This window comes from Melioribacteraceae bacterium (assembly GCA_019638015.1).
In the GTDB taxonomy this organism is placed as follows: Bacteria; Bacteroidota; Ignavibacteria; order Ignavibacteriales; family Melioribacteraceae; genus JAHBUP01.
The window spans coordinates 1,084,548-1,098,327 of sequence record JAHBUP010000001.1; the positions used below are offsets into that span (position 1 = coordinate 1,084,548).

The following is a 13,780-nucleotide window of genomic DNA, read 5'->3' on the forward strand; positions in this document are numbered from 1 at the left end:
CGGCTATCAAAATTAATTCGCAGAGCGTATCAAACGCTACGCTGATTATAAATGCCGATTTAGGCAAGCATACTATCAACAAAAATATTTACGGTCATTTTTCCGAACATCTCGGTAAGTGTATCTACGAAGGAATTTGGGTCGGAGAAAATTCTACGATTCCAAATACCAGAGGAATGAGAAATGATGTGATTGATGCTTTGAGGAAAATTAATATTCCATTATTAAGATGGCCCGGTGGTTGTTTCGCTGATGAATATCATTGGATGGACGGAATTGGTCCGAGAGATCAAAGACCGAAAATGATTAATACCCATTGGGGAGGCGTAGTTGAGGATAATAGTTTTGGTACACATGAATTTCTCGATTTCTGTGAATTGATTGGAGCCGAACCTTATATCAGCGGTAATGTCGGAAGCGGCACTGTCGAGGAAATGTCGAAATGGGTAGAGTACTTAACGTTTGATGGGGAAAGTCCAATGGCAAATCTTCGCAAAAAAAATGGAAGAGAGAAACCATGGAAAATTAAATATTGGGGAGTTGGTAATGAAAACTGGGGCTGCGGCGGAAATATGACCGCAGAATTTTATGCCAATCAATTTAAACGCTACGCAACATATAGCCGCGATTATGGAAATAATAAATTATTTAAAATTGCCGGCGGAGGATTACCTGATGATTATAATTGGATTGAAACCTTGATGAAGAATATTAGTCCTTCATTAATGCAAGGATTATCGCTTCATTATTACACAGTACCTCGTAACTGGACAGATAAAGGATCAGCCACCGTTTTTGATGAGCAAGAATATTTTGTTACGCTACAAAAAGCATTAGAAATGGAAACCTTGATTAAAAATTATAGTTCGATTATGGATAGGTACGATCCACAGAAAAAAGTTGGGCTAATGGTTGATGAATGGGGCAATTGGTTTAATGTTGAGCCGGGTACAAATCCTGGATTTTTATTTCAGCAAAGTACTTTGAGAGATGCCATAACTTGTGCGATTAATCTAAATACTTTTAATAATAATGCCGATAGAGTTCAGATGGCAAACATTGCTCAATTGGTGAATGTTCTGCAGGCACTTATTTTAACCGACGGTTCCAAAATGCTACTCACACCAACTTATCATGTTTATGATATGTTTAAAGTACACCATAGTTCTACACTTCTTCCAGTTGACTTGAAGTGCGGTGATTATGAAATGGGGAACAATAAAATTTCTGAATTAAGTGTTTCTTCTTCAAGAAGTGCAGATGGAAATATTAATATTACAATTGTGAATTTAAACCCGGATAAGGCCGTAAATCTGAATTGTGAGATTAGAGGATCGCAGGCAGCTTCAATTAAAGGAAAATTTATAACCGCCTCCGCAATAAATTCATTTAACACTTTTGAAAAATCGAATGAAGTTCAAATAAAAAGTTTTTCTGATTTTAAACTAACTGATAATAAAATAACTGCCTCAATTCCTTCAAAGTCGGTTGTTTTATTGGAAATTAAAAATAAATGAAAAGTATTTATTTAACAGACCATCATCAGCTTGAAATAGTTGAAGAAAAAAAGCCCGAAATTATAAATCCGGATGATGTGCTGATTAGAATTAAATCTGTTGGAGTCTGTGGCTCCGATATTCATTATTACACACAGGGGAAAATTGGTGATCAGATTATCAAATATCCTTTCAGGATTGGACACGAATGCGCGGGAATAGTTGAGGAGATTAATACAAATGTTGTGAATGTAAAACCCGGAGATAGAGTTGCAATAGACCCATTGATTTATTGCGGAAAATGTTCACAATGTTTATCGGGAAGATATCATACTTGTTTAAATCAAAGATTTTTAGGCTGTCCCGGACAATTTGCCGGCGCGCTTGCCGAATACATGGTTCTGCCAGAAAAGTGCTGTTATAAAATTCCCGATTCAATAACTTATCATCAAGCAGTACTTTCAGAACCACTTTCTGTAGCTCTGCATGCCTTAAATTTTATTTCGGGAACTGATAAAACCATTGCGGTTCTTGGCACCGGACCCATTGGGCTTTCGGTCATCGCGGCGGCAAAATATAAAGGTATTAGTAAAATCTATTCCACTGACTTACTCGATTACAGGAACGGTCTTGCTTGCGAAATAGGCGCAGTATATTCGGGCAATCCAAATTTACCAGGCACGCTTAAAACTATACTGGAGTTAGAACCTGAAGGAATAGATGCGGTTTTTGATTGTTGCGGTAAACAGGAAGCTCTCGATCAAGCAATTCAAATATTGAAACCGGGGGGTAAACTAATTTTAGTAGGAATTCCAGAAATGGAAATGATAAGCTTTAATCCTCATCTTTTGAGGAGGAAAGAGATCAATATTCAAAATGTGAGGCGGCAGAATGAAAAAGTTGAAGAATCCTTAAAGATGATTGCCGATAAAAACTTTAGTATCGATTTTATGATTACTCACAATTTTACTTTAGAGAAAACTAAAACCGCGTTTGATATAGTTGAAAACTATGTTGATGGCGTTGTTAAAGCTATTATTGAAATCTAACTCTGATATGTCAACCAGCTTCAAAAATCTATTTTGTGCTATAATAATTCCTTATCATTTCTTCCATTACATAAGTTGTACGAATAGCTGTATCTCCAGTACTCGGGCAGTGTCCAATTCCAAGAATATCATCAACTACCATTTTGATTAATGAGTGTTGAATATTTTTAGGATAATCAATTTTAAATTCATGAATATCATTTTTTGTAATTAACTTTATTGGCTCAGCGTCAAAAGTTGAATAAACTATTTTCCCTTTATCGCCAATTATTTCAGTGCGGTCAACTCTTTCGAAAGCAGAAAAACACCAGTTGCCGCAACAATGAATGCCATTTTCAAATTTAAATGTACCCGAAACAATATCCTCTGCCTCATATAATCCCGCCTGATTTGATGCAATTCCTTTTACAGTGGTGATGGGACCAAAAAGAAAATCTAGAAAGTCGAGCATGTGAGAAGCCAAATCAATAAAATGACCGCCTCCCGCAATTTTTGGATCAACACGCCAAGGTAGATTATTAGGACTTTCTTTTAGAGTATCATAAAATTTTATACTTACTAGCCGAACATTTCCTATCACATTGGTTTCTATCAATTCCTTTATTTTTAAGAATCGATCGAGTGCTCGCCTGTAGTAGGCAACAAAAAGTTTCACTCCTCTAGTTTTACAGATTGAAATCATTTCCTCGCATTCATTAACATTCAGAGCCATTGGTTTTTCAACATAAACCGGTTTACCTGCCTCAGCAGCCATTATAGTATATTCCTTATGATTAGCTGGTGGAGTTGCTATATAAATAGCATTTATCTCTGGATCATTAATTAATTCATTGGCATCAGCATACCATTTGGGCACATTATGACGGTTGGCATAATCCTGCGCAAGAGTTTTATTCCTTCTCATCACAGCAATCAGTTTTGATCCGTTCACTTTATTAAAAGCCGGACCACTCTTAATTTCTGTAACATCCCCGCATCCAATAATTCCCCAATTAACTTGATCCATCTTAGCTCACATTATTATGATTTTAATTTATCATAAAATACAAATCCAATTGCTATTTTGCTCCTGACTTTATTATCACAATAAGTTTTTATTGATATGATAAATTCGGTTTTGCAGTTATTTATAATTTGTGCGATATATTATTCGTTTTCTTGGCAAGAAAGTTGAGAATGTTGATTTATTCTATAATGTAATTTTGAAAAAATTTGGAGAATGAAATGAAAAACTATTTAATGATTATTGTGACTTTTATTCTCTTAGGAAATTATGTATCGGCCCAAGTATCAAAAGTGGAGTTGCAAAAAGGCTATAACTATATAACTACAAAGATTTATTCAGAACAGGAAGATTCAGATCTGCTTAAGCTTTATGAGGGTTTGCGGGTCGCGGATGTATCCGATGGTATGGATATGGTTGGTTTAGCTAATACCGGTTTAGTAAGTACTGATATTTATCCAGATTGGGTGGACACTAAAGAGATGAGTCATCAATTTAGAGGAATCGCGATCACAGTGCGTTATGTTCCAACACAAAAACCGGATAGGCCTGCCCCCGGTCAAAAGTTTCAAGAGTGGGAAGGTAATTTCTATAATGCTTATTCTCATGAGGCTTTTGCTGAATTAATAAAACCTGGTACTGCGGTAATAATCGATGATGTGGAAGATAAAGATATTGGTTCTATCGGGTCATATAATATTTTAGATTGGTTTAAAAGAGGAGCAGTTGGAGTTGTAACAGATGCTTCATCACGAGATACAGATGAAATTGCGCTTCAAAAAATCCCATTATATTTAAGAAAAAAGGGGAGAGGAATACGCCCTGGCAGAAATGAAATTGAATCGGTTAACAGACCGGTAACAATTGGAGGTGTTTTAGTTTGCCCCGGTGATGTTGTAGTAGCCGATGGCGATGGTGTTATTGTTGTCCCAAGAAATGTTGCGCCCCAGGTTGCGGAGTTTGCCCGCCAAATTTTGAATAAAGATAAAGCTGGAAGAAAAAATCTTTATGAGCAGTTAGAACGACCATTAGATAAAACTGTGAAATAGCCATGAAAAAAATAACTTTTTTAGTACTACTAATTTTGTTTTCAGTCTCTTCATCTAATAGAACGGAAAATAAAAATCACACGAAAATCTTACTTGAGGATAGGGATTCAATTCTTACAGAGTTAAAAACTATTTTATACGACGATATTAATTTGTGGTATCCATTAGTGATTGATAATGAATATGGAGGATATTTCAGCGATGTTAATTATAAATGGGAATTGAGCGGCAGACAAAATAAGATGATTGTGCAGCAGGCAAGGCATATCTGGTCCCTATCAAATGCGTATGAATATTATAATGATAAAAAATATTTGGAATATGCCCAACACGGTTTTGAATTTTTAAGGGATGTAATGTGGGATAAAAAATACTCCGGTTTTTATGATCTGGTTGATAGAGAGGGCAATGTAATAAAGACTGATGGGCAAGTAGTTAAAAAAGCTTACGGGAACGCTTTTGCGCTATATGGACTAGCGGCTTATTATCGAGTTTCACACGATACTTCAGCATTAAATCTTGCTGTAAAAACATTTGAATGGTTCGAACAATACAGTTATGATCCCGAATTTGGTGGGTATTTTCAATTTATATCTGAAGTTGGAAAACCTTTTAAAGATGGATTTCAAGGAACACCACCAAAGGACCAGAATTCAATGATTCATATTCTGGAGGCCTTTACTGAACTTTATAAAGTATGGCATGATGAATTATTAAAGCAGAGACTTACCTCACTTCTTTATTTAATCAGAGATGTTGTTGTAAATAAAACCGGCTACATGAATTTATTCTTTAATCGGCAGATGAATCATATTTCTTTCAAAGATTTAGGCAGGGATATAAAACCCTACCAGTTTGATCTTGATCATGTTTCATTTGGGCATGATGTTGAAATTGCATATCTAATGCTGGAAACCTCCCATATATTAGGAATCAAAAATGATACTTCAACTCTTCGGATCGCGAATCAACTTGTAGATCATTCAATTAAATATGGGTTTGATAAGAAGAGGGGGGGCATTTTTGACCGGGGTTATTATTTTATGAATAAAACAGAACCGGAAATAATTAAAAAATCGAAGGAATGGTGGGCACAGTATGAGGGGCTAAATTCTTTTCTGATGATGTCGCAACTCAATTCCCAAAAATCAGAACATTATTATGATCTTTTTGTAAAGCAGTGGGATTACATTAAAAGCTATATTATTGATCACGAGCACAGGGGATCGTTTTGGGGAGGAATTGATGTTGAAGATGAAAATATTAAGGGTGCAAAAGGTACTATCTGGAAGGTAAACTATCACTCATCAAGGGCACTAATTAATTGTATCCGTTATTTGGAGAAATAAAATCCAGCACACATAACAGATATCTAGATATAAATTGTACCCAATTTTTCACTTGGTACTTTTATTTTTTTTCGACAAATTGTTTAGAGCAGAGAGTGTAAAAGATAAATTAAGTTTAGTTTTAATTACGCCCCATTATTTTCGAAGCTTTTACTCAAGTAAAAGTTGGCAACAAAAAAATATCGAAAGATTTTTTATGTTTATTAAAAATGAGTTGCGTACCCCACGAACTAATTCTCAACATATTATCTACACACCCAATTTAGAATTGTTTTCATCTTGGATTTTTTTTTATAAACGATTAAATGTGAAAATTAAGCTGTAAATACAAAACTCTAATGGTTTAGATAATTACTTGTGAAAGCAGAGAGATTTATAGAGGCAAAAGAAGGTTTTATTATTAACATAAATGTTTATTAAAATAATAATTGAGCCATTATTAGAACTCAAAAAAAATTGGTTTTCGGGTGAAATAATGGGTTAGTAGGTGGCATCATTTTTGAAAAATTGATAGTTCGAATTAGAGTATTAGCATTATAGAATCAGAAATTCATACAAAAATAATTCAGAAAGTGGGCAATCAGAAATTAAGCTAACTAACAAATTCAGTAATTCCTGGGAGAAGGGAATATGTTAAAATCTACAATCTCTAACAATAAGAGCACAATTATCATTTCAATAATGCTTTTATTCGTTTTTTTCCAATCCATTGATGCTCAAACCGGAAGTATTAGAGGACGCATATTTGATAAGCAAGCAGGTGAACCGGTTTTTGGAGCGAATGTTTGGCTTCAGGGTACAAGTTTAGGTTCGGCTTCCGATTTTGATGGCAAGTATTTTATTAGAAGTGTACCTGAGGGAAAGTACAACCTTACGATTTCATACATCGGTTATAATACAGTTACTCTTGATGTAAATGTACAGGCTGGAAAAACACTTGAACTCGATGTAACATTAGAAGCTAAAACATTATCTGGTGAAACAGTTGTTATTACAGCCCAGGCAGAAGGGCAGCTTTCTGCTATCAATCAGCAGTTAACTTCCAATACAATCGCGAATATTGTATCAAAGGCTAGAATCGAAGAACTTCCAGATGTGAATGCTGCTGAATCTATTGGAAGATTGCCCGGTGTTTCAATTCAACGTTACGGAGGTGAAGCTACAAAAGTTGCTATCCGCGGATTATCGCCAAAATATAATGCAATCACTGTTAATGGTGTGCGTTTACCAGCCACCGGTGGCGATGATAGAAGTGTTGACCTCTCACTAATCTCCTCCTCAATGCTAGATGGTATTACTCTTAAAAAAGCAAATACTCCCGATATGGATGCCGATGCTCTCGGTGGAACAGTAGATCTGAAACTAAAAGAAGCTCCAGAAAAAATGGCTCTTAACTTTTCACTTCAGGGGGGATACAATAAACTTCAGAATCACTATGGTAATTATAACTTTATGGGAAGTTTCAGCAACAGATTTTTTGATGGTGATTTGGGAGTTATTGCTAGTATTAATGTTGATGATTATGATAGAAGTGCTGATAAATTTTCCGGAAATTGGCGTCAATCTACAAATGTTACAACTAAAGAGACCGAAATTTTAGTTTCTGGAATTAACCTTCGAGAAGAAAAAGTTGATAGAGCTAGAACAGGAGCCAGTGCTTACATTGACTATAGAATTCCTTTCGGTAAGGTAACTCTCAACTCATTTTTTAATAGACTTAAATCCGATTATTTGATTCGAGTAAATCAAGGTGATTTAGTAGCAAACAGGCATTATTATTTCTTGGAAGATGGTGGCGGTACAACTTCAATGTTTACCGGTTCTTTTGGATTAGAGCAGGATTATAACTGGATAAAATTTGATATCGGTGTTTCCAGAACGGCTTCTCGAAATAATAGCCCAAACAACAGACAATGGCAGTTTAAACAAGAAAATGCTTCTTATAAAGCTGTCTCAATTACTCCCGAAACACCACCAACATTTATTCCAACAATTGAAACTATCGATACATTATCAACAGGTTTAGCTGAAATATATGTTTATAAAACAAAGCTTACTGAAAATGAATCAACTCTTCAATTGAACGTTCAACTACCTTTCAGATTAGATGATCAGATTAATGGTCATATAAAGACCGGTGGAAAACTTCGATGGCTGAATCGTTATTATGATCAGGAGCAGGATGGAAGAAATGGTTTAGAGTATGGAAGTAGCGGCGGAGTAAATGCACAGTTAGCATCTATGCTTAAATGGTTATCCCAAAATAATCCTGATGAATGGAATTGGAAAGATGATTCATTACTCGTCAGAAAAGCTGGTGTATTTCCAGTGAGTCGTGTACTTTCCAATTACACACGCGATAATTTCCTGAATAACGAATACCCTCTTGGATTTGCGTTAGATCAAGAAAAAATGAATCAGTTGATGGATGCTCTTTTCGCCACCGGTCAAAATAGAAATTATTCAATTGGTTCTTTAGGAAATGATTATGATGGTATTGAAAGATATCAAGCCGCATATTTAATGGCAGAGATTAATTTTACAAAATATTTAACTGTGATTCCCGGTTTTAGGTGGGAAAAAGATAAATCTATTTATCACGGACAACGATTCAGAGAAGTTACTTTAAATAATGTGCAAGGTCCACCTGCCGATTTAACTTACTTAGAAACTGAAAGAAATAATGAATATTTTTTACCGATGTTTCACATTATCTCAAACCCTCTTGAATGGATGAAGATTAGACTTGCAAGAACGGAGACATTAACCCGCCCCGATTTTGTTCAGTATGCGCCAATTACAAGAATTAATTCATATCAAAATTATATTCGCGCGGCTAATTCTACATTGAAGCCATCTAAATCGATTAACCTTGATGCGGCAATTTCTTTATTCGAAAACCATATTGGTTTATTTACTATTTCAGGATTTCAAAAGAAAATTCAAGACTTAATTTTTCAGTCGAGTTATATTCAGCAATCAGGCATTCCAGTATTTGAAGGGTTAAACATTCCTGAGAATTGGTTAAAAAATGCCGCACCGCAAGTTGATGCTTATTATAACAATCCTGGCACAGCTACATATAAAGGATTTGAATTGGATTGGCAAACTAGCTTCTGGTATCTGCCTGAGCCGTTAAATGGAGTTGTTTTTAATATCAACTATACTAATATCAAATCTGAAATTGAAAAAAGATTGTTTTATAATAAACAGGGCAACATAATTCCAGGCTCACGTCCTCCTCGCAGAGAAAATCTATTGATTGATAGTTCTAGAACTGCTCGTATGCCTGACCAACCTACTCATATTCTTAATTTAACATTAGGATATGACTACAAAGATTTTTCAGCACGTGTTTCATACTTATATCAAACAGACAGAACAACCTATATCGATCGTGAACCGATACTAGATCAATTTTCCGGAACTTATGCTCGTTGGGATTTAACATTCCAACAAAAACTAGATTACGGAATTCAAATTTTTGCTAATCTTAATAATCTAAATGCTCGACCCGATAAGAATTTTAGAGGTTCAGCATTAACAAACCCGACATATATTGAGTACTATGGATTCACAATGGATCTAGGAGTACGTGTTAAATTATAAATTAAACTAGTGAGTAAATCAGCACTTACTAAACAACAAACAAATAATAGGAGGATTCATATGAGGTTTAATTACAAACTGATGCTGTTGGCTCTATTTACAGTATTGATGGTGTGGCCAGCCAGTCAGTCATTAGCTCAAGCTAGTGATACGTTACTGGTTAAGTGGCAAAATCCTGATGGTACTGTAAAAGCAGATGCGTTAAGAGATGCTATTGTAAATGACGCAAATAGACCAGCAGGTCGCGTTTATAAGCTTGAAAAAGGGGGCTTCTACTGGATGACAGAAACCATTGAAAATGATGGTTTCCATTTAAGAATTGTTGGTGAAAATCCGGGCAAGGCTGATGTTGAAAATCCTGCAGTTTTACAAATGGTTACCAGAGCCGATGGTTCTGTAAATGGCCGTTTGATTACAGGTAAAAGCCATATAACTCTCAAAAATTTATACATTGTTGGCGCTGATAATAATGGTGTTCAAACTTATTATCAACCATTCCAAATTGATGCGAGCGATTCACGTTTTCATTTTGATGGATGCGTTTTTGAACGTTCTAACTTTGCAATGATTGCAGTAACCGGAAAGAATAACGATTTTGTAATTACTAACTGTAAATTCAGAAATTTAATTGGCCAGCCAAGCACACAACAATGGGAAGGCCGAGCAATTTCCATGTGGGCAGATCAAGATTCTGTTATAATCGAAAATAATACATTTTTTAATCTGGGAATGACTGCACTACAAATTGAAGGCGGAGCTGCAAGTTATGTATTGTTTAATCATAATACATTAGTAAACGTTGGCCGTACAATTAATACAGGTGCTTGGTGGAGAGAAGCTTACTTCGCAAATAATTTATTGATTAATATTTTCTTCCACGGCGAAGGATTCGCTGATTATGATTTAGTAAGAAATCCATCTCGTGACCCGAGAGCTAAAACTTCTGGATTCTTTAGTATTGGTACACTTCCTTCCAAATATGGTCCAGAAGAGGGAAGACGTGTTGTGTTCACAAACGCTGCCGCTTATCGTGATCCAAAATTCAAAACATATTATGGAGACACAATCCGCGCTCAATATTTTATTAATCAAGTTGCTCGCGAAGACTTTATTGATAAGTACAGCGCCATGGTTATAAAAGATACAACATGGTTAACCGCTCAACCAGCAATAAAAACCTATACATCCGATATTATTGATAAAATGATTGCAAATATTAATGATTTACGCAGAGGCATCACTCCTGCTACTCCATACTTCTGGCAACCACCAGTAGATCCACTCTTACCTAGCTGGCCTCTACCAGAAGATTTTTCTTACACAGATGCTTCATTATTAACTGCCGGGTCTGACGGTCTTCCTTTGGGCGATCTTAACTGGTTCCCAGCAAAGAAACAGGATTACCTAGCATCAAGAGCAGCCAATATCAAGAAGATTGAAGATATGGCTGGATCAAAAGTTGAATATACAATAGTTGAAACAAAAGAAGCTGAAACTGGAGTAGTTGGTGCTGGCGCAGCCGTAAAAGCAGTTTCCGGTTTTTCATATGTTCAAATGGATGGCGGTGGATTCTTTGAATGGGAATTTAATTTAGCTACAGCTGGTGAATATGAGTTGAACGTTTGGACTCATATGCGTAATAATGGTCAAAGAGGTCAAAGAATAATTGTTAATGGTGTTAGCATCCACGATCCTATGGGTTGGGGAGAATATATTTGGGGTGGCAGCGGTAACATATGGGAAAGTATGCCTAAGGACGCTTGGACCTGGACTTTGATTAAACAATCACAAATCCTTGAAGCTGGCGCATTAACTCTTCCAGCTGGTAAAAATAAAATTAGAGTTGAGGCATCATGGGGATGGCAGAATTTTGCCGGGTTTGATCTAAAACTTGGCGGTGCTGTTGTGAAGGAATTAAGAATTCCGGATTTAACTAGCAGTGATCTTGTTAAAATTATTGTTGAAGGAGCAAAATGGACTCCAAGTGCTCTCAAGAGTGTTGCGATGGGAACCAATGGTACTTTGACACTTGATTTTGATGTTGCGAAACAAGGTACTTACAGAATTCAATATGGTTACCAAAATGGCGGTTCTAAACAGAATGGTTCAATTAAGGTAAATGGTACTACTGCTGTTGCATCACTTGATTTTGAAGGAAAAGCAGATTCAACTGGATTAACAAAATTATCACCTAGTTTCCAATTACCTGCTGGTAAAGCTTCAATTCAATTAGTTGCTTCCGGTATTAATGTAGATTATGCAACACTATTACTCGAAACTGTTGTTACAAGTGTTGAGGGTGAAGAAATTCCTGCCGGATATGCATTAGATCAGAATTATCCTAATCCTTTCAACCCAACAACTACAATTAAATATTCTATTCCAAAAGAATCTCAAGTATCATTGAAGATTTATGACGTACTTGGAAGAGAAGTAATGACATTGATGGACGCTAAACAAAACGCCGGTAAATATGATATTACATTCAATGCATCTAAACTTGCAAGCGGTGTTTATATCTATAGAATTATTGCTGGTGATTTTGTTCAAACAAAGAAGATGATGCTGTTGAAGTAATTTCATCTTTAGAATTACTAAAAGGCAGAGGCAGAATATGCTTCTGCCTTTTTTTTATTCAATGAGTGCAAATAGTTCAGATTATACAAGAAAATTTTATTAGAGTTTGGAGATTAAAACTAAATCAGTTTGGAAGAAAAAAATATTTAAATACCATAACAACCCAAACAGTTTTGGGTTTGTTTTTATATTGAGCGGGTAAAAATTTTAATTGATGAGCATAATTAATAGCGGCAGAATCTAGTATCGAATATCCTGATGATGAATCAATCTTACTTTTCTGTACAGTACCTTCACGATTGACAAGCATTTTTAGTACTACTTGTCCCTCAATTTTTTTATCAATTGCATACTTAGGATATATAGGATCAATTTTAGAAAGCAGAATTGGTTTATCTAATGCAAAATTACTATCTGCAGAATGATATCCTCTCTCTTTCATTGCCGATCGGTACTTCCGGGCAGTAATATCCTTTTTATAAATAACAAATTGAGAATTGTTAAATTCTTTAAAATCTAATGAGTGGGGAGTAAGTATAGTTTTTAATGCCTGTTGGATTCTGGAAGGACTTACTACCGATTCTGTAGTTTTATCTTTTGTGAGATTATCATCAAAAATTATTTGAATACCGCTTAGCTTACTTATCTCTTCTAAAGCTTCACGGAGAGGTGTTTTTTCAAATCTTACCTCTCCGTTAAAGCTTTTTAAATTTGTTTGGCAGAATAATGTAATGGAAAAACAAAAGTACAAGGTGTTAATATGTATTATTCTTCTTAACATCGAAGTAATTCTATATTGCGCTTTTAGTCGAAATTAAATTACTCGTCGGTAATTCATTAATATTTATCTCCGGATAATTGATGGTAACAAAAGCCTTAATTTTATTGAGGATTCTATCCTTCTCCCATTTTTTAGAAAGTTGATTTGAGGGAGTATTAACTATGTAAGCCAAATCGAATTTAAGCGATTTTATAAATAAATCTTTTACAATATCCATACTGTCAAAATCGGGGTAACGTTTCATAAAATCATGATACAATAAAAATGAGACCGGCCATGAATCCCAATCACTTTTCCATTGAGATGCTAAATCGGAAGAGATCACTTTTCCTACTACAGTATTAAAATTAACTACATCCCCCATATTCTGAATAAATTCCTTGTGCTCTGCTAAAATCTGATTCAAAATATCTTGACGATCAATGCTATTGTTGCTTGATAGTTTATTGTAGAGACTCTGTATGTTTTGCAAGTAACCGAGTGGATCCAAATTTTGCTGAGAGATATTGAATTTTACTTCCCACTCAACTCTTGATTTCACCGGCTCGTTGTTTAACTCTGCCGGCTTAAATGTTAACTGTTTACAATAATTAAGAGCCGCTTCGTCAAGAATTTTGTGCCCTGAGCTGTTTAATGTTACAACCCGGTCAACCACTCCTTTGTCGTTAACATAAATAACTAATTTTGTTTTTCCGGAGTAGGAATTTTCTTGAGCAATCTTTGGATACATTAGCCGCGGTTGTGTTTTAACCTTGGGAGGACTGTAGTTAGGATCTCTTGTAGATTCGATGCGTGAACATCCCCATGTCAATATTATCAATAATGCTATTATACTTGCGCGTTTCATATTAACCTCACTAGGCTAGT

General features: G+C 35.4%; 9 protein-coding genes. 6 read left to right on the forward strand and 3 right to left on the reverse strand.

The features are described from left to right. Nucleotides 1–41: 41 nt before the first annotated feature. The gene (locus KF816_04265; protein ID MBX3007226.1) at nucleotides 42–1,517 is read left to right on the forward strand and encodes an alpha-N-arabinofuranosidase; all 1,476 of its coding nucleotides are present in this window, start codon (nucleotides 42–44) and stop codon (nucleotides 1,515–1,517) included. Then, nucleotides 1,514–2,545, forward strand: a complete 1,032-nt coding sequence (locus KF816_04270) for an alcohol dehydrogenase catalytic domain-containing protein (GenBank protein MBX3007227.1) — start codon at nucleotides 1,514–1,516, stop codon at nucleotides 2,543–2,545. The genes KF816_04265 and KF816_04270 overlap by 4 nt, the downstream gene beginning before the upstream one ends. Nucleotides 2,546–2,573: 28 nt before the next feature. Here KF816_04270 and KF816_04275 read toward each other — a convergent pair whose 3' ends face one another. Further along, the gene (locus KF816_04275) at nucleotides 2,574–3,551 is read right to left on the reverse strand and encodes a Gfo/Idh/MocA family oxidoreductase (GenBank protein MBX3007228.1); all 978 of its coding nucleotides are present in this window, start codon (nucleotides 3,549–3,551) and stop codon (nucleotides 2,574–2,576) included. Between the two features lie 218 nt (nucleotides 3,552–3,769). Between KF816_04275 and KF816_04280 the strand changes: the two genes are divergently transcribed. The 4 genes from KF816_04280 (at nucleotide 3,770) to KF816_04295 (ending at nucleotide 12,132) form a co-directional block, all read left to right on the forward strand. Beyond that, entirely contained in the window at nucleotides 3,770–4,597 is an 828-nt protein-coding gene (locus KF816_04280; protein MBX3007229.1) for an RraA family protein, read from the forward strand. A 2-nt stretch (nucleotides 4,598–4,599) separates the two neighbouring features. Further along, on the forward strand, nucleotides 4,600–5,946 hold the full coding sequence (locus tag KF816_04285) for an AGE family epimerase/isomerase (protein MBX3007230.1): 1,347 nt from the start codon (nucleotides 4,600–4,602) through the stop codon (nucleotides 5,944–5,946). 630 nt (nucleotides 5,947–6,576) lie between these two features. Further along, a complete protein-coding gene (locus tag KF816_04290; protein ID MBX3007231.1) occupies nucleotides 6,577–9,555 on the forward strand; it encodes a TonB-dependent receptor in 2,979 nt (992 codons plus the stop codon). Nucleotides 9,556–9,615: 60 nt separating this feature from the next. Continuing rightward, a complete protein-coding gene (locus KF816_04295) occupies nucleotides 9,616–12,132 on the forward strand; it encodes a T9SS type A sorting domain-containing protein (protein ID MBX3007232.1) in 2,517 nt (838 codons plus the stop codon). A gap of 124 nt (nucleotides 12,133–12,256) precedes the next feature. Here KF816_04295 and KF816_04300 read toward each other — a convergent pair whose 3' ends face one another. Both KF816_04300 and KF816_04305 read right to left on the reverse strand, forming a co-directional pair. Then, nucleotides 12,257–12,913 (reverse strand): TonB family protein, encoded by a 657-nt coding sequence (locus KF816_04300; protein MBX3007233.1) that lies wholly within the window; start codon nucleotides 12,911–12,913, stop codon nucleotides 12,257–12,259. A gap of 10 nt (nucleotides 12,914–12,923) precedes the next feature. Then, entirely contained in the window at nucleotides 12,924–13,760 is an 837-nt protein-coding gene (locus KF816_04305; GenBank protein ID MBX3007234.1) for an energy transducer TonB, read from the reverse strand. Between the last annotated feature and the right edge of the window lie 20 nt (nucleotides 13,761–13,780).

Coding starts and splice junctions, on each gene's coding strand:
- KF816_04270 (MBX3007227.1), top strand. CDS start 1,514: ATGAAAAGTATTTATTTAACAGACCATCATCAGCTTGAAATAGTTGAA.
- KF816_04275 (MBX3007228.1), bottom strand. CDS start 3,551: ATGGATCAAGTTAATTGGGGAATTATTGGATGCGGGGATGTTACAGAA.
- KF816_04280 (MBX3007229.1), top strand. CDS start 3,770: ATGAAAAACTATTTAATGATTATTGTGACTTTTATTCTCTTAGGAAAT.
- KF816_04285 (MBX3007230.1), top strand. CDS start 4,600: ATGAAAAAAATAACTTTTTTAGTACTACTAATTTTGTTTTCAGTCTCT.
- KF816_04290 (MBX3007231.1), top strand. CDS start 6,577: ATGTTAAAATCTACAATCTCTAACAATAAGAGCACAATTATCATTTCA.
- KF816_04295 (MBX3007232.1), top strand. CDS start 9,616: ATGAGGTTTAATTACAAACTGATGCTGTTGGCTCTATTTACAGTATTG.
- KF816_04300 (MBX3007233.1), bottom strand. CDS start 12,913: ATGTTAAGAAGAATAATACATATTAACACCTTGTACTTTTGTTTTTCC.
- KF816_04305 (MBX3007234.1), bottom strand. CDS start 13,760: ATGAAACGCGCAAGTATAATAGCATTATTGATAATATTGACATGGGGA.